Origin of the sequence: Actinocrinis sp., from assembly GCF_035946395.1 — a bacterium.
Taxonomy (GTDB): Bacteria; Actinomycetota; Actinomycetes; order Streptomycetales; family Catenulisporaceae; genus Actinocrinis.
The window spans coordinates 1-21,404 of sequence record NZ_DASYZI010000092.1 but is presented as its reverse complement, the minus strand read 5'-3'; the positions used below and the strand labels follow the sequence as shown (position 1 = coordinate 21,404).

The following is a 21,404-nucleotide window of genomic DNA, read 5'->3' as shown; positions in this document are numbered from 1 at the left end:
CGGTGGTGCTGACGGTGGTGACGGGGTGGTGTCCGGGGCGGCGGGCGCGTGGCCTGGTGGCGGCGCCCGCCGCGGGCCGGGATCAGTCGCGGGGGCGGGCGATCTCCACGTTCTCCAGCACGCCGAGGGCGTCGGGGACCAGGACGGCGACCGAGAAGTAGGCGCTGACCAGGTAGGAGATGATCGCCTTCTCGTTGATGCCCATGAAGCGGACGTTGAGTCCGGGCTCGTACTCGTCGGGGATGCCGGTCTGGTGCAGTCCGACCACGCCCTGGTTGTCCTCGCCGGTGCGCAGCACCAGGACCGAGGAGGTGTGGCCGCCGTTGATCGGGATCTTGTTGCAGGGGAAGACCGGTACGCCGCGCCACGAGGGCACGCGGTTGCCGCCGATGTCGACGCTCTCCGGGTAAAGGCCGCGGCGGTTGCACTCGCGGCCGAAGGCGGCGATGGTGCGCGGGTGCGCCAGGAAGAACTTCGAGTCGCGGCGGCGGGAGAGCAGTTCGTCGAAGTCGTCGGGGGTGGGCGGGCCGCCGTGGGTCTGGATGCGCTGGTCGTAGGATGCGTTGTGCAGCAGCCCGAACTCCTTGTTGTTGATCATCTCGTGTTCCTGGCGCTCGCGCAGCGCCTGGACGGTGAGTTTGAGCTGGTGCTCGATCTGGTTCATCGGCTCGTTGTAGAGGTCCGCGACGCGGGTGTGCACCTGTAGGACGGTCTGGGCGACCGACAGGTCGTACTCGCGGGGGGTGAGCTCGTAGTCGACGAAGGTGCCGGGCAGCTCGACCTCGCCCTCGTGGCCGGCGGCCAGTTCGATGGCGGCCTGGCCGTGGCGGTCCTGGGACTGGCCGGTGGCGTCGAGGTACTGGGCGACGGCTTCGCGCAGCGCGGGCGCCTGGCCGGCCAGGGCGGCGAAGTCGGCGACGGGCAGGGCCAGCGCGGTGACGGCGGTGGCGGCGCGGGCCGTGTACTCCCAGAGGCTGTCGGGGCGGGCCAGGACCTGGTCGCCGAAGTGGTCGCCGTCGGCGAAGACGCTCAGGACCGTCTCGTCGCCGTACTTGCCGCTGCCGACGGCGGAGACCTTGCCGTGGGCGACGAGGTAGACCTCGGTGATCGGCCCGCCGAAGGAGGCCAGCACGGCGCCTGGTTCGAAGTCGCGGCGGGTGAAGCGGCCGGCGAGGGCGGCCAGGAGTTCCGCGTCCTCGATGCCGCCGAGCAGCGGCAGTTCGGTCAGGCTCGGCGGGATGACGCTGACCTGCTCACCGGTCTGGGCGAAGCTGACGCGGCCGTGTCCGGCGGCGTAGCTCAGGCGGCGGTTGACGCGGTACGTACCGCCGGAGACCTGGACCCACGGCAGCATGCGCAGCAGCCACCGGGAGGTGATGCCCTGCATCTGCGGGGCGGTCTTGGTGGTGGTGGCCAGGTTCTTGGCGGCCGCGGTGGCCAGGCTTTGCTGACGCTGTTCGTCCTGCTCCGGTATCCCGGTGGCGGTGTCGATGGTCATGCGGGGTGTGCCTCCCCTATCGTGGCAGTACTCTGCTTTGTCCGGTCGGGTTCGCACTGACCACTCTGATGCCCCGTCAGTCACACCGGTATCACTCGATCGGGCGACGCGTGGGTGATGGGGGCGCGTGGACGCGGCCGTGCGCCGTTCGCGGGAGCTGGGCGCGGCAGCCGCTGAAAATTGTCTGAAGAAATGACAACCGGACGAGCGTAGATCTCGTCCTTAGTGGGCGTGGATCACAGCGCGTGGGATGGGCGTGCGCACGACCTCGGCCAGGAGGACGCGCGCGGGCGGAATGAGGACTTCGAGCGGACGGTCGCCCTGGGCGGCCCCGGCACCGACGGGGCGATGGGCGAGACGCTTCCGCTGTATGCGGCCGAGCCGGAGGCGGCCCGGCCCGTCATGCCCGTCCCCCGCCAGGGCGGGGACGAATTCGGCGACGACTACGGCGAGTACTCCGCCGTCCCCCACGCGCGGCCCGGTGACGACTTCGACGGCGACGGCGGCTTTGGTGAGAGTGGCGACGGCGGCGGGCCCGGGCGTCCGGGGCGCAGGTTCTCGCGGCGGCGGATCCTGTTCGCGGCCGGCGGCCTGACGCTGCTGGGCGGCTGCGGGATCGCCGCAGCGGTGAAGCTGTCCGCCTCGGGTTCCGCTTCGGCCGCCGCGCCCGCCCCCTCGCCGTCGCACACCGCCTCGCCGGTGGCGGCGGCCACGCACAGCCCGTCGGACCTGTCCTCCTCGGCTGCGGGCCCGCCGTCTTCGCCGCCGCCGGATGTGACCAACCCGGGCAGCGGGATCAATCCGCGCAAGGTGCAGAGCGAGCCGGAGTACTACGTGCACGCCGGGCCGAAGGTGATCGCGCTGACCCTCGACGACGGCCCGAACAACGTTTACACCCCGCAGATACTGGAGCTGCTCCAGCAGTACCGGATCCAGGCGACGTTCTGCATGATCGGGCGTCAGGTGGCGGAGAACCAGTCGCTGGTGCGCGAGGTGGTCGCGGCCGGGCACGCGGTCGCGAACCACACCTGGGACCACGCGGATCAGTCGAGGCTGTCACTGTCCTCGGTGCGTTCGGAGATCGCGCGTACCAACGACGCGCTGGCGGCGGTGAACATCCAGCCGGAGATTTTCCGGGCGCCGTACGGCGCGTGGTCGTACATCGTGTATGAGGCGTGCGCGCTGGCCGCGCTGCGGCCGCTGGACTGGTCGGTGGACCCGCGCGACTGGTCACGGCCGGGTGTGAGCACGATCGTCACGCGGATTCTCCAGCAGACCCGCACCGGGTCGATCATCCTGGAGCACGACGGCGGCGGCGACCGGTCGCAGACGGTGGCGGCGCTCAAGATCGTGCTGCCGAAGCTGCTGGACGCCGGCTACCGCTTCACCCAGGTCTGACCCCGCTCCCCTGCGCGGCCGGCCGCGCCGCGCAGGGTTCAGCCGCACTGGATTTAGAGACACAGTGCCGACGCGGCGTTCAGTAACGCAGCGTCAGCCGCCGAGGGCCTCGGCCTTGGCTGCGCGGCGGGCGAAGATCTCTTCACGCATCTGCTCCATCTGCCGCAGCGCGTCCTTGCGGTCGCGCTTGGAGAGACGGTCGATGTACAGGTAGCCGTTGACGTGGTCGGTCTCGTGCTGGAGGCAGCGGGCGAAGAATCCGGTGCCCTCGATGACCAGCGGCGTGCCGTGCATGTCGGTGCCGCGCACCACGGCGCGGTGCGGGCGGGCGACCCTCTTGTACGGGCCTGGCACCGACAGGCAGCCCTCGTCCTCCTCGTCGAGCACGCGCTCAGCGGCCGGCAGGTCGTCGAGGACCGGATTGCACAGGTGCCCGACGTGTCGCACACCCGCGTCGTCGGGGCAGTCGTAGACGAACAGGCGCAGGTCCGCGTCGACCTGGTTGGCCGCCAAACCCACGCCCTCAGCGACGTAGAGGGTGGCGAACATGTCGTCGATGAGCGTGGCGAGCCGCTCGCTGCCGTAGTCGGCTTCGGTGACCGGCTTGAGGGGCCGGTGCAGGATCGGTTCGCCGGCGACGGTCACGCGCAACAGGGTGCCGCGCTCGGCCTGCGGGGCGCGGTGCGGGTAGGAGTCGACGAGTTCGCTCAGCACGTACACGGCCTTGGGCTGCTCGGTCGGGGTGGGCATGGTGAAGCTCGCCTTCCAGGGCTTGGCCGGGTGCTCTTCGTCCGCGGGCTGCGACCAGTATCGTCGAGCGGTACACCCGCTGGCGAACATACCCGGCGCACACGCGCCGGCTGGCCGGGGGCGCTCCGCAGACGGAAGGACGCGATGCACGAGCCGGACGGCGCGCGCGGCGAGGGCGCGGGGACGCGGCTGCGCCGCCAGCCGCGCCAGCAGCGTTCGCGCGCGCGGGTGCGCCACATCCTGGAGGCCGCGGACGCGATCCTGTCGGCTGGTGGTTTCGAGGCGCTGACGGTGCGGCGCCTCGCGCGGTCCGCCGGGGTGCCGGTCGGTTCGATCTACCAGTTCTTCCCCGACAAGTCCGCGGTGGTCGACGCGCTGGCCGGCACGTACATCGGGCAGTTCGACGCAGCGATCGAGCAGTTGGTGGCGCGCTCGGACAGGGAGCAGTGGCCGGACCCGGTCGGCACGCTGGTCGACGCGTTCGCCGGGCTGTACCGGGCGAACCCCGGGTATGTGGCGCTCTGGTCGGGGCGGCATCTCTCGCCGGAGCTGGCGCGCGCGGACGAGGCGAACAACGCGGCGATCGCGGACGGCGTGCGCCGGATCCTGGTGCGCCAGGTGCACCTGGCAGACGACGAGGATCTGGCACGCGCGGCGCGCATCGCGGTGGTGGTGGCGGACGCGCTGTTGCAGTACGCGTTCCGGGAGGGCGCGTCGGGCGACGACGCGGTGCTCGACGAGCTCAAGGCGCTGCTGCGGCTGTACCTGGCGCAGATCGTGGCCCGCCGCCCGACCGACGCGGCAACGCCCTAGTGACCCTTGGTCGCTGAGTTCTTGACGGTTGTAGCAAGTCTTGTCGGGCGTGGTTGTCTGGCTGTCCGGGGTTCGCGGTGGAAGCGCACTGACGATCTTGCTCCGGTGGCCCGGTTCACCCTGGTTCGCCAGTAAATATCGATCGGGACAAACCAGTATGGTCCGGGCGCATTTGCAAGATCTTCATCAGACTCCTAGCGCCGAGCGGGCGGATTGAGCCGCGCGTACAGGCGCCGGTTGCGCCGATACAGTTCGCGGAACGCGGCATACGCGCGGTCGTATTCGGCGCGGTTGGCCGGGTCGGGCCGGTAGACCCGCTCGACGCGCACCAGGTCCGGCATCTGGTCGAAGGTCAGCTCGCCGAGCGCGGCCAGCGCGAGCAGCGCGGCGCCGCGCACGTTGGCCAGCACCGGGTCGGCGACCTGGTGGATCTCGCGGTCAAGGATGTCGGCCATGGCCTGGCACCACAGCGGTGAGGACGCGCCACCGCCGATGAACCGCAGCGCGCCGAGCCCGCCGGGGCTGGTGCGTCCGGTGAAGCGCTCGACGGCGTCGAGCATCCAGCGTGTGTTGTACGCGATGCCCTCGAACACCGAGCGCGCCAGGTCCGCGCGGTCGGTGGACAGGTCGGCGTTGAACCAGCCGCCGCGTAGCGAGGAGTCGTCCACGGGGGTGCGCTCGCCGTTGAGCCACGGGGTGAAGATCACTCCGCGGGCACCGGGCGGGGAGGTGGCGGCCAGGGCGTTGAGCTGTTCGAGGGCTCGGTCGGGCCGCTGGTCGTGCAGGACGTTGTCGATCAGCCAGTCGACCGCCTTGCCGGCGACGTCCTGCACGGTGGCGACCCAGTAGCGGCCGGGCACGGCGGCGGGCAGCGAGGCGACGCCGGTACGCACGTCGGTCTTCTTGTACGGCACGTGGCAGCTGATCCACGCGGAGGTGCCCACGTACAGGTGCGCGTCGAGGTCGCGTACCGCGCCGGCGCCGATCGCGGCGGCGGCTGTGTCCCCGGTGCCCGCGACGACGACCGTGCTCGTGCTCAGGCCCAGTTCGGCGGCGGCGGCTTGAGTGAGCGGGGCGACGACGCTTGCCGGGGGCACCAGGTCGGGTAGCAGCCGCGCGTCCAGGCCGCACTGGCGCATCAGCGCCGGGTCCCAGTGCACGGCGCCGGGGTCGCGGTTGTCGGTGCACCAGCGCAGCACCGCCGTGTCGTACGCGGCCACGGCGCGGCCGGTGGCGCGGAAGGTGAGGTATTCGGGCACGTCCAGCAGGTACGCGGCGGCGCGGTAGGCGGCGGGCCGCTGGTGTTTGAGGAACAGGGCCTGCCCGACCGGGTCCTTGCCGGTCAGTGTCGGCGCGCCGCCGCTTTTGGCAAGCCAGGCGCGCAGCCGCCGCGCGTTGTATCCGGTGCCCGGCAACCGCGGCGCGTGGCCTGCGGCGGCGCGGCTGTAGGGGCCGCCGCGCGCGTCCATCCAGATCACCGCGGGGTGCGTGGGCGTGCCGTCGGCGGCCACGGGCACGGTGCCGCCCCACTGCGCGGAGAAGCAGACCGCCGCGACGCCCGGGGCGGGGTCGTGCCCCAGGCGCGCGGCGGCGTCGGTGAGTGCCTCTTTGGTCACGGCGCAGATGGCCGACCACCACTGCTGCGGGTCCTGCTCCGCTCCGCCGCCGGGCAGCAGCCGCAGCGGCACGGCGGCTTTGGCGTGGGCCAGCAGCGTTCCGCGCGTGTCGGCGAGCGCGACCTTCGGGCCCGAGGTGCCCAGGTCCACGCCCAGCACGTACCGCGCGGACATCGCCGTTCCCCTATGCCTGGGCCTGGGCCTGGGCGAAGACGCGGTCGAACGCGGCGAGCGCCTGGTCGACGACCTCATCGGTGTCGGCCATGGAGGTGTAGATGCGCGAGCCGGCCAGGGTGATCACGCCTTCGGCGGCGAACGCCATCGACATGTGCCCGAGCGCGTCGAGGCGCGGATTGAGCTCGGTGAAGAAGTCCGGGTCGTCCAAGCACAGGTGCAGCACGCCGGAGGTGTGCAGGTGCACGATCGAGCCGAAGTTGTACGTCACGTACGGCAGGTCGCGCGCCGTGATCAGCGCGTCGAGACCCGCGCGCAGCCGGTCGCCGGCCGCGCCGGCCTTCGCGGGCGCGCCGGTGCGGTCCATCTCCAGCAGCGCGTGGTATCCGGCGGCGCAGGACAGTGGGTTTGCCGAGAGGGTGCCGCCGACGAAGACGCGCTTTCCGGCGGCGGTCAGGCCGCCGGCGAACACGTCCATCACGTCCCGGCGGCCGCCAACGCCGCCCGCGGCCGGGTAGCCGCCGGCCACGCACTTGCCGAACACGGTCAGGTCGGGGACCAGGCCGTAGTAGCCCTGCGCGCCGCCCATGCCGAGCCGGAAACCGGTGACGACCTCGTCGAAGACCAGCAGCGCGCCGTGCCGGTCGCACAGTTCGCGCACCGCAGCGTTGTAGCCGTGCGGCGCGGGATACGTGCCGGATTCGGGGCCGACCGGTTCGACGATCACCGCGGCGGTGCCGCCGTCCTCGGCGAGCTTCTCCAGCAGCGCGGCAAGGGCGTCGGTGTCGCCGGGGGCGAGTTCGTGGGTGCGCTCCAGCGCCCCGGCGGGGATACCGGTGGCTTCCAGCGTCCCGGTGCCGGGGATGCGCAGCCCGTAGACGACCTGGTCGCTCCAGCCGTGGTAAGCGCCGCCGATCTTGATCACGTGTGCGTTGCCGGTGTACGCGCGGGCGGCGCGCACCGCGGCCATTACACCCTCGGTGCCGGAGCCGAGCATGCGGAAGCGCTGGACGGCGGGCATGAAGTCGTGGATCAGCTTGGCGAGTTTGACCTCGTACTCGTGCAGCATCCCGGTGACCGGGCCGCACGCGGCCAGCAGCTCGATGACCTTCTCGCGCACCGGGCCGTAGTTCGAGCCGAGGACCGTGGGCCCGCCGGCTTGAAGGAAGTCGATGTACTGGTTGCCGTCCACGTCGGTAAGGTACGCGCCGTCAGCCCCCGAGACGGCCAGCGGCCAAGGCTCGCCGAGCGCCAGGTTGTGCTGCACGCCGCCGGGGATGAACTGCTCGGCCTCGGCGGCCAGGGCCCGTGAGCCGGCGGCGTGCTGCTCGAACCAGGCGCGGTAGCGTGCGAGGGCGTCGGGCGGCAAGGCGTGCAGCGGGCTGTGCACGAGGCGGTGCAGCCGCTGTTCGATCGCCGGCACGTCGGGGTACTGCGAGATCGCGGAGCCGGAGCCGGGGATATCGCTGCTCATGGCGCTGCCTTGCCTTCCGTCGGGGCGCTGGCGGCCGGGGGTGTGCCGTGCGCTGCTCACGTACCGCTCACTTGCCGATCTTCTTGGTGCCGCCGTAACCGCCGGCCAGCACCTGGTTGATCACGTCGGCCTGTTCCTCGGCGGTCAGCTCGCGCGGGGTGACGCCGCCGGGGCCGGTCAGCGGGCCGTGCAGCGCGGCGCTGAGCGTGGCGGCGCGTAGGTAGGTCTCGGCGCACCATTCGGCCAGCTCCAGGTTGTCCACGGACTTGGCGACCGTGGAGCCCAGCGCGATCGAGCCGTGGTTGCGCATGAGCGCGGCCTGCCGGCCGCTGAGGGCAGCCACCACGTGCTCGGCCAGCTGCTGCGTGCCGTAGGTGGCGTAGGGGGCGACGCGCAGCGGGCCGCCCAGGCCGATCATCACGTAGTGGATCATCGGGACCTCGTCACAGACCAGGCCGATCGCGGTGGTGGTCGTGGCGTGGGTGTGCGTGATCGCGCCGGCGCCGGTGGCCCGGTAGACCGCCAGGTGCATCGGCACCTCGCTGGTCGGCTCCAGCGCGCCGTCGAGGACGGCGCCGTCCGCGAGGCTGATCACGGTCAGGTCCTCTGCCGTCAGCTCGGAGATCACCGCGCCGGTCGGGGTGACCGCCACCAGGTCGTCGCGGCGGGCGGAGAGGTTGCCGCTGGTGCCGATCACCAGTCCGCGCGCGGCCAGGCGGCGGCCCGCCGCGACGAGGGCTTCGCGTTCTTCGGCCAGCAGCATCAGGGACCTCCATAGAACATGAACGTGCGCTCATGTTTACTGTCGGGTTCATGCTCCGCGCGCGGCAGCGCGGTGTCAAGGCCGGTGCGGCAGCGGGGGCACAGTGTCAGGATCGCAGCGCCGCGATCACGGCGCCCGCGCGGCCGTTTTCCGCTGGCCGCCGCGCCGCGGCCCCGGTAGCGTCCCCGGCATGGCAGAGACAGCCGAGCGGCACCCGAACACGGACACACACGGAGATAGGGACACAAGGGACACAGTGCCCGCACCCCCGCCTTCGCCGGGCCCGCCGCCCGCGCGTGACCTGACCGGCATCGTGCTGAGCACTGGCCGCTTGGTGCTGGCCGCGCCCGGCGCCGCGGACATCCCCGCGATCCACGAGATCTGCCAGGATCCGGACATCCAGGCTTGGACGATGGTGCCCTCGCCGTACGAGTACGAGCACGCACGTCACTTCGTCGAGCAGTCCGTGCCCGCGGGCCTGGCGGCGGGCACGGACGCGGTCTTCGCGGTCTACAGCGCGGTCGGCGGGCGACTGCTGGGTATGACCGGCCTGCATGGCATCACCGGGCCCGAGGCCAGGCACGGCGCGCGTGCCGAAGTCGGCTACTGGACGGCACCGTACGCACGCCGCCAGGGCTACACCGCCGAGGCCGTGCGCGCGCTGTGCCGGTGGGGCCTGGCGGAACTCGGCCTGCAACGCATCGAGTGGATCGCATTCGACGGCAACGACGCATCCCGGCATCTCGCGGTCAAGGTCGGCTTCACCATCGAGGGCACGCTGCGCAACCGCATGGTGCACCGCGGCCGCCGCACCGACATCTGGATCGGCTCACTGATCCCCGGCGACCCGCTCTAGCCGCGACGCACCGCAACCGCAGCGGGGGCGGTAGGCACCCGGAGCCGACGATCACCGCCATGCGACGCGCCCTCTCGCCGCGCGACACAGTGCACCGGGATGCAGCCAGCGGCCGGATGCCATGCAACGTGGCTAGATCAGCGTCTAGGAGTGCACTGAAGATCTTGCTAGATCTTGCTCCGGCAGCCCGATTCGCCCTGGTCACCCTGGATCGCCAGTAAATATCGATCGGGACAAACCGGTATGATCCGGGCGCTCTTTCAAGATCTTCATCAGACTCCTAAAGCTGCACCAGCATCTTGCCGGTGTTCCCTCCACTGAACAGGTTCAGGAACGCCTGCGGGGTGTTTTCGAGCCCGTCGACTACCGTTTCGGCGGCCACGATCTTCCCCGACGCCAGCCACGGCCCCATTTCGGCGGCGAACTGCGTGAAGCGGTCCTGGTAGTCCAGCACGATGAAGCCGCGCAGCGTGAGGCGCTTGCCGATCGCGAGCCCGAGGTTGCGCGGCCCAGGCGGCGGCTCGGCGGCGTTGTACTGCGCGATCGCCCCGCACAGCGCGATGCGGCCGTGGCGTCGCATGGCGGTGATCGCTGCCTCCAGGTGCTCGCCGCCCACGTTGTCGAAGTACACGTCGATGCCGCCCGGCGCCACCGCGGCGAGTTGCCCGCGCACGTCCCCGGCCCGGTAGTCGATCGCGGCGTCGAAGCCGAACCGTTCGGTCAGCGAGCGCGCCTTGGCCTCTCCTCCGGCCGAGCCGATCACCCGCGCGGCGCCCTTGAGCTTCGCGATCTGCCCCGTGACCGACCCGACCGCGCCGGCCGCCCCGGAGACGAACACGGTGTCCCCGGCCTTGAACTCGGCCGCGATCAGCAGCCCGCCCCAAGCGGTCAGGCCCGTGGTGCCCAGCGCGCCGAGGTACGCCCCGGCGGGGGCGGCGGCGGTGTCCACGATGGTTGCCGCCGACGCCGGGATCAGCGCGTGGTCACGCCACCCGGCCATGTGCAACACGCTCGCGCCCACAGGCACCGACGGGTCGCCGGAGGCGAGCACCGTGCCGACCGCGCCGCCCTCCAGCGGCTCGCCCACCTGGAACGGCGGCACGTACGACTTGACGTCGTTCATCCGCCCGCGCATGTACGGGTCCACCGAGAGCACCTCGTTGCGCACCAGCACCTGCCCTGGACCCGGGTCCGGCAACTTCCGCTCGACCAGGCGGAAGTGCTCGGCCGTGGGCGTGCCCTGGGGCCGGGCGGCCAGATGGTATTCGCGGGCCAAGGTCGTCATCGTCGCAGGGCCTTCCTCGCCGGGGACTCGCCGGGAATTGCACGGTGCGTCACTGCTTCACCGCTTGAAACGATCTTAGGGCCAGGTGCGTTCCGGCGGCACGGCCCCTGTGGAAAAGTGCCGGGAGAGCCGCCGGGAAAACCGCCCGGGTGCCTGTTGCGTCGTGTCTCTCCCCACGGCGGGGCGATCCGTGCATGATGTGCGCCATGCCAGCACCCATCACGCTGACCGGTCGCCTCATGCGGCTGGAACCGATGTGCGAGGACCACCTTGAGCCGCTGCTCGCGGCAGCCACCGAGGATCGCACGTCGTTCGGGTACACCTATGTACCCAAGGATCGTGCGGCCGTGCGCCGCTACCTCGACGTCGCCGCGGATGACCTGCGCGCGCACGCCGGGGTAGCGTTCGCCACCGTTGATCTGCGCACCGGCCGGGTCGTCGGCTCCACCCGGTTCCGCGAGCTCGAATACTGGAACGCCGGGGTCTGGCCGCCCCGGCACGGCCACGTCAATCCCTCGCAGGTGCCGGACGCGGCCGAGATCGGCTCGACCTGGCTGGTGCCGGGCGCGCACCGCACCGGCATCAACGTCGAGGCCAAGCTGCTGATGCTCACGCACGCCTTCGAGACCTGGCGGGTGCACAGGGTCTCGTTCAAGGCGGACACCCGCAATGAGCGCTCGCGCACGGCGATCCTGGCGCTGGGCGCCACCTTCGAAGGGGTGCGCCGCGCGCACTTCCCGGCGTCCGAGGGCGGCGTACGCGACTCGGCGCTGTTCTCGATCCTGTCCAGCGAGTGGCAGGCGGCCAAGAACCTGCTGACCGCGCGCCTGGCCCGGCACGGAGTGCAGTCGCCGGAACAGCCCGCAGATCAGCCCTTGGAGCAGTCGGTGCAGCAGTCCGCGGAACAGAGCGGCGCCGCACAGCCCACGCCGGTTGCCGCATAGTCGCCGCGTAGTGGCACCCGCGGCGCCGGTTCTTCCCCGGCGCCGTGATTCTTGTCCTCGTCCGGTCGAGCGTGGCGCGCCGGAAAGCGCGCCACACCCGGCTGTGCCGTGCACTCTGGCGGCACAAAGCACAAAAGCCGTATCAGCGCCGCGTCAGTGCGGAAGCCAGCTGACGTGCCCGGCCAGCAGCACATACCCGACGAACGCCGTCGTGTCGATCAGCGCGTGCGCCAGCAGCAGCGGCGTCACCCGCCCCCACCGCCGGTAGAGCCGCGCGAAGATCAACCCCATCACCAGGTTGCCGACGAACCCGCCGAAGCCCTGGTACAGGTGGTACGACCCACGGATCAGGGCGCTGACCGAGTCGGCGCGACCGCGCGACCAGCCAGCCTGATCGAACCGGCGCAGCAGGTAGCCGAGCACCACCACCTCCTCCAGCGCCGCGTTCTGGAACGCCGAGGCCACCAGCACCGGGATGCGCCACCACACCGGTGGCAGCGACGTGGGCACCACCGTGAGCGCCGCGCCCAGGGCGTGCGCGGCCAGGTACAGGCCGAGCCCACTGCCGCCGATCACCGCCGCCACCAGCGCGCCGAGCCCGAGATCCCGCCACAGCCGCGAGCGGTCCGCACCGAGCGTGCGCAGCGACGCCCCCTCACGCGCCAGCAGGTACGCGACCAGCAGCACCGGCGCCAACCCGAACGCGATCCCATAGACCTGGTAAGACAAGTCCAGCCACGGCCGACCCGGCGCGGCCGACGCGTTGAGCGTCGCGTGCTGCGCACTCAACGCCTTACGCGCGGTCAGCGAACCGCCCAGGTCGATCAGCGCGCCGATCGCCGAGCGACCGAGGCTGAGCGCGAGCACCGCCGCCACCTCGAACGCGATCAGCCTGCGGGTGTACGCGGTCGGCCACGGCCACGGGCCGGTCTCGGCGCGGGGCGGGGCGTTGTCGAGCGCGGCCATCGGTGCGTGCCTCCTACGTGCCGCCCCGGGGCCGCTTGGGGAGCGTGTCAGGCGCGTGCGCAGCCGTGCGGGGTCCATCGGCGCAGTGTGCCACGGCAGCCTGATGACGCGTGCCGCACCACGTACCCGCGGCGGGTTCTCGGGACCGGCTCAGCAGCAGCCGCGCTTGCTGACAGCCACGATGATCGACCTCGGTGATAGCCATGGCGACCGGCCGAGGCGATCGACTGCCGACTGTCGGCGATCATCACAGCCGATCACCGACAGCGGACCCGGCCTTTACCCGGGCGACACACGAGCAGTTCGCGTAGCACGAGCTACGAGACGAACTAGTCCCATCCTCCGCACGTCGCCGAGCGAGCGAGTGATACGGAGACCAGAACAATCCGGCTCATCATCGGGCAACGGCCTTACTCGGCACCGAGAAATGCCCGATATCCCCTGATCATCCTTCACTCATTCAAGTGACGCACGGACGGTAGAACTAGCCGCAGGTGATGCCCGCGCGCCTCGGCGCCAGGCCCGATAATCCGATCGATTCACCCGATCGGCCAGGTGTGCACCGGTTCCCCGTCGCGCGCCAGCTCCGCGTATCGCGGCACCATCGCGGCGAACGCCTCGACGCGGCTCAACCCGCGTTTCTCCTCCAGATGGCGTACCTGCTCCAGCTGCCAGACCGCGCCGTTACGCCGGGTGCGGGCACGCGCCTCAATGATGCCCAGGTACAGGTCGCGCTCGTTCGGGTCGATGCGCCATTTGTCCAGCCCCGCCGCGGCCAACGGCAGCAGTTCGCCGAGCACCAACTCCGAGGCCGCCACCTGCCCGCGCCCCGGCCACAGCAGCTTCGCGCCGATGCCGTCGCGCGCGGCAGCGTGCAGGTTGTTGCGTGCCGCCGCGAACGACAGGCGCCGCCACACCGGTGCCTCCGACTCGACCAGCGCGCGCACCAGCCCGTAATAAAACGCAGCGTTCGCCAGCACGTCGAGCACCGTCGGCCCGGCGGGCAGCACCCGGTTCTCCACCCGCAGATGCGGCTTTCCGCGCGCCACGTCGTAGACCGGCCGGTTCCACCGGTACACCGTGCCGTTGTGCAGCCGAAGCTCCCGCAGGTGCGGCACGCGGCCCTCAGCGAGAGCCTGCTCCGGGTCCTCGGCGTCCAGGCGCGGCAGCAGCGCGGTGAAGAACGTGAGGTTCTCCCGGAACAGCTCCGCCGGGCCCTGGATCCACCGCTCGCCAAACCACACCCGCGGCCGCACGCCTTGCGCCGCCAGCTCCGCCGGGCGCGAGTCGATGGCCTGCTCGAACAGCGCGATGCGCGTCTCGTGCCACAGTCGTCGGCCGAACAGGAACGGTGAGTTCGCCCCGAGCGCCACCTGCGGCCCGGCGATCGCCTGCGCCGCGTTCCACGCCGGGGCGAAACCCTCCGGGTTGACTTGGAGGTGGAACTGCACCGACGTGCAGCAGGCCTCCGGCAGGATGGTGGTGAACGTCGACTCCAGCGGCTCGGGCCCGTCGATGCGCAGCTGGAAGTCCTCCCCGCGCACCGAGGCCAGCTGGTCGTTGAGCAGCACGTACCGGTCGTCGGCGGAGAAGTGCTCGCGCACCATGTGCGCGGCGTCCAGGGTCGGCAGGATCCCGATCATCGCGGTGCGCACCCCGCGGGGGGCGGCGACCTGGTCGGCGTAAAGCAGCGCGGTGCGCAGCTCCTCGGCCAGCTCGGAGAACACGGTGCCCACCAGCTTGTGCGGGGCCATGTTCACCTCCAGGTTGAACAGGCCCAGCTCGGTCTGGAAGTCCGCGGAGGCGATCTGTTCGAGCACCTCGGTGTTGACCATCGCAGGGCGGCCCTGCGCGTCGATCAGGACCAGTTCGAGTTCGATCCCGCACAGCTTGCGGCCCTTCTCGAAGCGGTCCTCCGCCAGCATGCGTTCGAACACCTGCTGACAGGCGCCGAGCCGGCTGCGGAACCTGGCCCGGTCCAGGCCGTCGAACGCCAGGTCCTTCACGGTGACGCGCTCGCCCACCGGGTCTCCCTCCCGTCCGCGCGGCGGGCCGCCGCGCCTGAACCTGTGTACACAGGTACCCGCGGCACGGCTGCTCCATACGGCGGTGAACCGCCAGGCGCGCACCCGCGCGCAGTGACGTGGAGCGCTGACGCAGAGTGCTGCGGCACCGTCGCGGGCGCAGCGTGGCGTGCGGGAGTAGTGTGACCACTGCCAGGGGCGATTCACCGCATGAACGAGGGGGCGCCGGCAGTGGTGCGCGACGAGTCGGCGATCGGCTGCGTGGGCGTGCTGGTGATCGCGACCCGGGGCCCGGCCGGGCCCGGGGAGGTCCTGGTGAAGATCCGCGGCGGCTCGGAGACGTATCTGGCTTGGTCCGAGACACCGCTGCCGCGCGGCGCGACGGTGCTGGTGGTGGAGTCGCGCGGGACGCGAACGGTGGACGTGGCCGAGTGGGACGATCCTCCCGGCCCCATGGCCGGCGAGGCCGGCTGACTGCGACTTGAGGAACTGCGGCTGAAGGAGTCGTGAGCGATGTTCGGCTACAAGGTGCCCGCCCCAGACCAGGCGATGCTGATCTCCGGGGGGCAACGGGGGCAGGGTGGCGCGCCGTTCCGCGTGGTCACCGGGCACGGCGCGTTCGTGCTGCCGGTCTTCCGCAAGGTGCGGTTCCTGACGCTGGCGATGTGCGAGGCCGAGGTGGCCGAGACGTGCGTGACGCGGCAGGGCATCTCGCTGACGGTGCGCGCGGTCATCGCGTTCAAGGTCGGCAACGACACCGAGAGCGTCGTGAACGCCGGGCAGCGCTTCCTGTCCGACCAGAACCAGATGTCCATTCTGACGGGGCGCATCTTCGCCGGGCACCTGCGTTCGATCATCGGGTCGATGACGGTGGAGGAAATCGTCACCGAGCGGCAGAAGCTGGCCACCGAGGTGCTGGACACCTCGAAGGCGGAGATGGCGAAGATCGGGCTGATCGTGGACTCGCTACAGATCCAGTCGATCGACGACATGGGCAGCGGGTACATCGACGCGATGAGCGCGCCGCACAAGGCCGCCATCCAGCGCCAGGCGCAGATCGCGCAGGCCCAGGCGACGCAGGCGTCGACGCAGGCGCAGCAGGAGGCGCAGCGCAACCAGGCCGAGTACGCCCGGCAGACCGCGGTCGTGCAGGCGCAGTACAAGGCCGAGATCGACCGGGCGCAAGCCGAGGCCGCGCAGGCCGGGCCGCTCGCGCAGGCCAACGCGCAGCGCGAGGTGCTACAAGCGCAGACCGAGCTGGCGCAGCGCGCCGCCGAGCTGCGCCAGCAGCAGCTGGTGGCCGAGGTGGTCAAGCCCGCCGAGGCCGACGCCGAGCGCATCAGGCTGCTCGCGATCGCCGAGGCCGAGCGCACCCGCATCCTGGCCGAAGCCGCGGCGTCCAACGACCGCGTCGCGCTGGACCGGATGCTGATCGACCAGCTCCCGCAGATCGTCAAGGAGGCCGCCCGCGGCCTGGCGGGCGCGAACGTCAACGTGCTCAACGGCGCGGACGGCCTCGGCGAGATCGCCGCGGGCCTGGTCAGCCAGGGCATCACGATCCTGGACTCGGTCAAGCGCGGCATCGGCTCCCCGTCCACCGAACGCACGGAGCCGATCGTGATCGAGGCCGTGGAATCGGACGGCTCACGCGACGGACAGCAGTAGCCAGAAGCAGCCAGCAGTCAGCAGCCGAGCAGCCGCCCCCACGGCGGCAACGCAACCGCGCCCCACCCGCGTCAACCGCATCGCCGCACGGCCGCACGGCGCAGGCCGGTACGCGGTGAAGCGCGTGACGTGCACCAAGGCACGGTCAGGCCGCTCACCACACATATCACCACACGTGAGGGCGCTGCGACGTTAAGTGCCCTCCACTCTCCCTGGCACCCGGTTGGCATGGCCCGATTGGGCTATACCAATCCCGCCCCATCGGGTAGTTCAAGCGCACGAGGGGGCGTATCACGCGTCGAAGGTGTCCCCCGAACCTGTCGGTGGCGCACACTACCGTGAGAGGCGAACCACCCGTCCCGAGGGAGGGACAAAATGCCTGCTATCACATCCGGCGCGGCACGATCCGGGGCTTCGGCCCTCCGCGCCACCAGGGGGAGCACAGCCGACACGGGGAGTACGACCGCACGCGTCACGCGCTGCACGCATCAGCCCGCCTGCCCGCCGTCCGACGCCGCGGACCGCTACCGTGCCCACGTCGTGGCCGCGCACCCGGAGCAGGGCTGGTCGCTGCTGTGCAACGGGGTGATCGTGTTCGACGACCTCGGCGCGCTGCTGCCCGGCCGCCGACTGATCCCGGCGCAGCGCCGCTGACGCCGAGCCGGACGAACGACGAACGTTGTCGCGCGGAACGGGACCGTCCCGTCCCGCGCGACAACGTCAAGCAGCGATCGATCAGTGATCGTCTCGCGCCGAGTTGAGCAGAGCCGGACCTACTCTTCGACCTCGTCGGCGTCCTTCAACTGCGAGACCAGCCTCTTGCCGGCCAGCTTGTACTCGCCATCGGTGAGCTCGTACATACTGATCAGCCCGTCCTCATCGTCGGCGTTCGGGGACGCTTCCCGGATGATCCAGTAGTTCGGTACACCCAATTGCGCATACACCGCGCGCTTCCTCACCGCGTCGCGTTCCTCGCTGTCCTCGGAGACAGCCTCGATGACCGCAATCAGATTGGCCGCACCATGCGTACTGGCCCTGGGATGGGGCTTGTACCCGGGCTTGAACGCGACCCCATCCGCGACGAAGTTGTGCTTGCCGGACATGTGCCGCGCGAATCCACTGTCCGCGACATACTGCTCGCCGAGGACCGCGTGGCCGCGGTCGCGCCAGTATTCAAGCGCCGCGAGCACCACGAGCCAGTGCCAACCGGTAACAGGCATGTACGTCAACTCCAAGCGGCCGGAGCACAGCTCCCAGGCCCATCCCCGGGGCACCTGGGGCAGCGCTTCGAAGGCCGACCGCGTGATGATCCCGTCCTCTGGCAGGTCGATCATCGGTTCGGTTTTCGGCTCGATCTTCTGCGCGGTCATGGTAACCATGATGCCTCCAACGTCAGTTTCATGACGAGGCTAGGTGACCCGCAGGGCACCGCACAGGCGTCGTACCTACGTCGATGCGGTGCCCCTCGGGTGATGACGCGTCAGCCTTCCGCGTGATCGGCGACCGGCGGGCAGGAGCACATCAGGTTGCGGTCGCCGTACGCGCCATCAATACGGCTCACCGGGGGCCAGTACTTGTCGGCAGCCTGCGCGGGGCCGGCGGGGAAGACCGCGGTGGCCCGCTCGTACGGGTGGGTCCAGTCGCCGACGAGGGTGGCGGCGGTGTGCGGGGCTTGGCGCAGCGGGTTGTCCTCACGGTCCCAGACGCCGGTGGCGACCTGGTCGATCTCGGCACGGATCGCGATCATCGCGTCGCAGAAGCGGTCGAGTTCGGCACGGTCCTCCGACTCGGTCGGCTCTACCATCAGGGTGCCGGCCACCGGGAAGGACATGGTCGGGGCGTGCAGGCCGTAGTCGATCAGGCGCTTGGCCACGTCTTCGACGCTCACGCCGGTCTGCCGGGTGATCTCGCGCAGGTCCAGGATGCACTCGTGCGCGACCAGCCCCGTCGGGCCGGTGTACAGAACGGGGTAGTGTGGGGCCAAGCGCGCGGCCACGTAGTTCGCCGCGAGCACCGCGACCTGTGTGGCGCGCCGCAGGCCGTCGGCGCCCAGCAGCCTGATATACGCCCACGAGATCGGCAGGATCCCGGCCGAGCCCCACGGCGCGGCGGAGACCGGGCCCACGGACCCGGCTCCGGTAGCCGCCGCGGCGGCACGCTGCGGGCCGGCGACCGGGTGCAGCGGGTGGCTGGGCAGGAACGGCGCGAGGTGGGCGCGCACCGCGACCGGGCCGACACCGGGGCCGCCGCCGCCATGCGGGATGCAGAAGGTCTTGTGCAGGTTCAGGTGCGAGACGTCCGCGCCGAACCGGCCCGGCTTGGCCAGGCCGACCAGGGCGTTGAGGTTCGCCCCGTCGACGTAGACCTGCCCGCCGGCCTCGTGCACGGCCGCGCACACGTCGGTGATCTGCTCCTCGAACACTCCGTGCGTGGAGGGGTAGGTGACCATGAGCACAGCCAGCCGGTCGCGGTGCTGCGCGAGCTTCTCACGCAGGTCGTCCACGTCCACGTCGCCGTTCTCACGGCACGCGACCACAACCACGCGCATCCCGGCCATGGCCGCGGACGCGGCGTTGGTGCCGTGCGCTGAGGACGGGATCAGGCACACGTCACGCTGCTCCTGGCCCTGGGAGCGGTGAAAGGCGCGCACCGCCAGCAGCCCGGCCAGTTCGCCCTGCGATCCGGCGTTGGGTTGCATGCTGACCCGATCGTAACCGGTGATCTCGACCAGCCAGCGTTCGAGCTGCCCGATCAGCGTCAGGTACCCGCCGGCCTGCTCCAGCGGGGCGAAGGGGTGCAGGTCGGCGAACTCCGGCCAGGTGATCGGCTCCATCTCGGTGGTGCCGTTCAGCTTCATGGTGCAGGAGCCCAGCGGGATCATCGAGCGGTCAAGCGCCACGTCGCGGTCGGCGAGCCGGCGCAGGTAGCGCAGCATCGCGGTCTCCGAGCGGTGCCGGTGGAAGACCGGGTGAGTCAGGAACGCGCTGGTACGGCGCAGCGCGGCGGGCACGGCGTCGGGAGTGCTCGCGTCGAGCGCGTGCACCTGAAGGCCTTCGGCGCCGAAAGCCTGCCACAGCGCCTGAAGGTCGGACCAGGTGGTGGTCTCGTCGCAGGCGATCGAGACGGTGTCCGGCCCGGCCAGGCGGATATCGATCCCGGCCAGGCGCGCGGCGTGCCACAGTTCGGCAGCGCGACCAGGGATCTGCACGGTGATCGTGTCGAAGAACTCCTCGTGCGCGAGGCGGTACCCGGCGGCGCGCAGCCCGGCGGCGAGCACAGCGGCGTAGCGGTGGGCGCGCCGGGCGATCGCCGTGAGGCCCTCGGGGCCGTGATAGACGGCGTACATGGCGGCGGCGACGGCAAGCAGGACCTGCGCGGTGCAGATGTTGCTGGTGGCCTTCTCGCGGCGGATGTGCTGTTCGCGGGTTTGCAACGCCAGACGCAGCGCGGGGGCGCCGTCGGCGTCGCGGGAGACGCCGACCAGGCGGCCGGGCAGCGCGCGCGCCAGGGTGTCGCGCACGGCGATGTACGCGGCGTGCGGTCCGCCGAAGCCGAGCGGCACGCCGAAGCGCTGGGTGGTGCCCACGGCGATGTCGGCACCGAACTCGCCCGGGGCGCGCAGCAGGGTCAGGGCGAGCAGGTCGGCGGCCACGGCGAGCAGGGCGCCGCGCTCGTGCGCCTGTTCGGCGATCGGTGCGAGGTCGCGCACCACGCCGGACGCGCCGGGGTACTGGGCGAGTATGCCGAAGAACTCGACGTCGGGCAGCGATCCGGCGGCCAGGTCGACGGCGAGCAGTTCGATGCCGATCGGTTCGGCGCGGGTCTGTAGCACGGCGAGGGTCTGCGGCAGCAGGTCGGCGTCGACGAGGAAGGTGTGGCCGGCGTTCTTCGCGGTGCGCCTGGCCAGGGTCATGGCTTCGGCGGCGGCGGTTCCCTCGTCCAGCAGGGAGGCGTTGGCGACCGGCAGAGCGGTCAGGTCCGCGACCATGGTCTGGAAGTTGAGCAGCGCCTCAAGCCGGCCCTGGGAGATCTCCGGCTGGTAGGGGGTGTAGGCGGTGTACCAGGCGGGGTTCTCCAGCACGTTGCGCCGGATGACCGGCGGGGTGAAGGTGCCGTGGTAGCCCAGGCCGATCATGGGGCGCAGCACCCGGTTGCGGGCCGCCAGGTCGCGCAGTTCGGCGGTCACCTCGGCTTCGGAGCGCGCCGGGGGCAGGGCGAGGTGCTCGGTCATCCGGATGGTGGCGGGCACGGCGGCTTCGGCCAGCTCGCCGAGGGAGCCGTAGCCGAGCAGCGCGAGCATCTTGGCCTGGTCCTCGGGGCCGGGGCCGATGTGCCGGCGTTCGAACGTTGCCGCGGCCTCCAGTTCGGTCAGCGGCGCCGTACCGCCGCCGGACGTGCCGCCGGGCGGATGGTGGGGAGCGGTCGTCTCGTGGTCGGCCATCGCGAGCCTCCGGGGCGGGTCCCTGCGCCACGCGACGGTCGCGCGGCGGCCTCTCCCCCTCTGTCACGGGACCTGAGAGCTTCGCCGGCCTGCCCGCCCCGGTGGGGTCGGGCGGCCGGTTTTCACCGTCGGTGGAGGCACTGCCTGCCTGTGGGCGCGGCGGCGTCCTCGCTTTCCAGAGTCGCCTGTCCCGTACGGTCTGTGTGCCTGAGAGATTCCGGGGAGGAGTTGCTCCTTCGGCGCCCGCGTGCGCGGGACTCTCCCGTCCGGGATGAACGGCTGATGACCCCACGGTATCAGCGGCGGGCGCGTATGCCGATCGTCCAACTGCGCCTCCGGCCTTGGCACGGGCACGGGGGCGCAGTCGACAATGCGTTACTGGCGTTACCGTGGCCGTCCGCACCACCACCCGACATCCCAGCACGCACGGTCACGGCGAGGGGAGGGCTACGGGACGACGTCCTCCTGCCCGGGGCCGTCCTCATCGCGCAACGCGTTGGCCAGGGACGTGGCCAACGGCATGCCGATGCCCAACTCGCGGCTGATGCGGGTGGCCGAAGGCAGGCCGCGCCAGCGCTCGACTTCGCGGGCGGCGGTGAGCAGTTCGCTCTCGCGGGTGCTGCGGCGCGGCATGGGCGGCATCGGGGGCGGGGCCTGGAACTCGACGTGCCGGGGCTCCTGGGGGCGGCGCTGCGGGCCGAGGGCCACGGCGGGCGGCGCCGCGTGCGCGGCGCGCT

General features: G+C 71.3%; 17 protein-coding genes, 1 pseudogene and 1 riboswitch. Of the genes and pseudogenes, 7 read left to right on the top strand and 11 right to left on the bottom strand.

Features of this window, described 5'->3' with window-relative positions:
- Window positions 1–82: 82 nt before the first annotated feature.
- Window positions 83–1,498 carry a family 2B encapsulin nanocompartment shell protein gene (locus VGS97_RS06025; RefSeq protein ID WP_326852221.1) on the bottom strand — a complete coding sequence of 472 codons (1,416 nt, stop codon included), beginning with the start codon at window positions 1,496–1,498 and terminating at the stop codon, window positions 83–85.
- A 231-nt stretch (window positions 1,499–1,729) separates the two neighbouring features.
- Between VGS97_RS06025 and VGS97_RS06020 the strand changes: the two genes are divergently transcribed.
- Complete coding sequence (locus VGS97_RS06020) at window positions 1,730–2,896, top strand: polysaccharide deacetylase family protein (protein ID WP_326852220.1); 1,167 nt, start codon at window positions 1,730–1,732, stop codon at window positions 2,894–2,896.
- Between the two features lie 93 nt (window positions 2,897–2,989).
- On the opposite strand, the gene def is transcribed toward VGS97_RS06020, so the two are convergent.
- Window positions 2,990–3,646, bottom strand: coding sequence for a peptide deformylase (gene def, locus VGS97_RS06015; RefSeq protein ID WP_326852219.1), 657 nt, complete (start codon window positions 3,644–3,646; stop codon window positions 2,990–2,992).
- Between the two features lie 144 nt (window positions 3,647–3,790).
- On the opposite strand from def, the gene VGS97_RS06010 reads away from it, so the two are divergent.
- On the top strand, window positions 3,791–4,459 hold the full coding sequence (locus tag VGS97_RS06010) for a TetR/AcrR family transcriptional regulator (protein ID WP_326852217.1): 669 nt from the start codon (window positions 3,791–3,793) through the stop codon (window positions 4,457–4,459).
- A gap of 194 nt (window positions 4,460–4,653) precedes the next feature.
- Here the strand turns inward: VGS97_RS06010 and VGS97_RS06005 are convergent, their stop codons facing one another.
- The 3 genes from VGS97_RS06005 to VGS97_RS05995 form a co-directional block, all read right to left on the bottom strand.
- On the bottom strand, window positions 4,654–6,249 hold the full coding sequence (locus VGS97_RS06005) for an FGGY-family carbohydrate kinase (protein WP_326852216.1): 1,596 nt from the start codon (window positions 6,247–6,249) through the stop codon (window positions 4,654–4,656).
- 10 nt (window positions 6,250–6,259) lie between these two features.
- On the bottom strand, window positions 6,260–7,723 hold the full coding sequence (locus VGS97_RS06000; RefSeq protein WP_326852215.1) for an aspartate aminotransferase family protein: 1,464 nt from the start codon (window positions 7,721–7,723) through the stop codon (window positions 6,260–6,262).
- 67 nt (window positions 7,724–7,790) lie between these two features.
- On the bottom strand, window positions 7,791–8,486 hold the full coding sequence (locus VGS97_RS05995; protein ID WP_326852214.1) for a class II aldolase/adducin family protein: 696 nt from the start codon (window positions 8,484–8,486) through the stop codon (window positions 7,791–7,793).
- 190 nt (window positions 8,487–8,676) lie between these two features.
- On the opposite strand from VGS97_RS05995, the gene VGS97_RS05990 reads away from it, so the two are divergent.
- Complete coding sequence (locus VGS97_RS05990) at window positions 8,677–9,342, top strand: GNAT family protein (RefSeq protein ID WP_326852213.1); 666 nt, start codon at window positions 8,677–8,679, stop codon at window positions 9,340–9,342.
- Window positions 9,343–9,622: 280 nt separating this feature from the next.
- Here the strand turns inward: VGS97_RS05990 and VGS97_RS05985 are convergent, their stop codons facing one another.
- On the bottom strand, window positions 9,623–10,627 hold the full coding sequence (locus VGS97_RS05985) for an NADP-dependent oxidoreductase (RefSeq protein WP_326852212.1): 1,005 nt from the start codon (window positions 10,625–10,627) through the stop codon (window positions 9,623–9,625).
- 206 nt (window positions 10,628–10,833) lie between these two features.
- On the opposite strand from VGS97_RS05985, the gene VGS97_RS05980 reads away from it, so the two are divergent.
- Window positions 10,834–11,571 (top strand): GNAT family protein, encoded by a 738-nt coding sequence (locus tag VGS97_RS05980; protein ID WP_326852211.1) that lies wholly within the window; start codon window positions 10,834–10,836, stop codon window positions 11,569–11,571.
- Window positions 11,572–11,724: 153 nt separating this feature from the next.
- Here VGS97_RS05980 and VGS97_RS05975 read toward each other — a convergent pair whose 3' ends face one another.
- Window positions 11,725–12,537 (bottom strand): type II CAAX endopeptidase family protein, encoded by an 813-nt coding sequence (locus VGS97_RS05975; RefSeq protein WP_326852210.1) that lies wholly within the window; start codon window positions 12,535–12,537, stop codon window positions 11,725–11,727.
- Window positions 12,538–13,076: 539 nt separating this feature from the next.
- The gene (locus tag VGS97_RS05970) at window positions 13,077–14,561 is read right to left on the bottom strand and encodes a glutamate--cysteine ligase (protein ID WP_326852209.1); all 1,485 of its coding nucleotides are present in this window, start codon (window positions 14,559–14,561) and stop codon (window positions 13,077–13,079) included.
- Window positions 14,562–14,792: 231 nt separating this feature from the next.
- On the opposite strand from VGS97_RS05970, the gene VGS97_RS05965 reads away from it, so the two are divergent.
- From VGS97_RS05965 to VGS97_RS29435, 3 genes and pseudogenes are all read left to right on the top strand, one after another.
- A complete protein-coding gene (locus VGS97_RS05965; RefSeq protein ID WP_349261999.1) occupies window positions 14,793–15,035 on the top strand; it encodes a hypothetical protein in 243 nt (80 codons plus the stop codon).
- A 39-nt stretch (window positions 15,036–15,074) separates the two neighbouring features.
- Window positions 15,075–16,226 carry a flotillin family protein gene (locus VGS97_RS05960; RefSeq protein WP_326852206.1) on the top strand — a complete coding sequence of 384 codons (1,152 nt, stop codon included), beginning with the start codon at window positions 15,075–15,077 and terminating at the stop codon, window positions 16,224–16,226.
- Window positions 16,227–16,706: 480 nt separating this feature from the next.
- A pseudogene (locus VGS97_RS29435) lies at window positions 16,707–16,880 on the top strand (DUF5999 family protein); the annotation flags it as partial.
- A gap of 119 nt (window positions 16,881–16,999) precedes the next feature.
- Here VGS97_RS29435 and VGS97_RS05950 read toward each other — a convergent pair.
- The 3 genes from VGS97_RS05950 to VGS97_RS05940 form a co-directional block, all read right to left on the bottom strand.
- Window positions 17,000–17,596, bottom strand: a complete 597-nt coding sequence (locus VGS97_RS05950) for a Uma2 family endonuclease (RefSeq protein ID WP_326852203.1) — start codon at window positions 17,594–17,596, stop codon at window positions 17,000–17,002.
- A 110-nt stretch (window positions 17,597–17,706) separates the two neighbouring features.
- Entirely contained in the window at window positions 17,707–20,667 is a 2,961-nt protein-coding gene (gene gcvP / locus VGS97_RS05945) for an aminomethyl-transferring glycine dehydrogenase (protein WP_326852202.1), read from the bottom strand.
- A gap of 185 nt (window positions 20,668–20,852) precedes the next feature.
- Window positions 20,853–20,942: riboswitch (glycine riboswitch) on the bottom strand.
- A gap of 172 nt (window positions 20,943–21,114) precedes the next feature.
- On the bottom strand, window positions 21,115–21,404 hold a 290-nt coding region (locus tag VGS97_RS05940), incomplete at its 5' end, for a hypothetical protein (protein WP_326852201.1).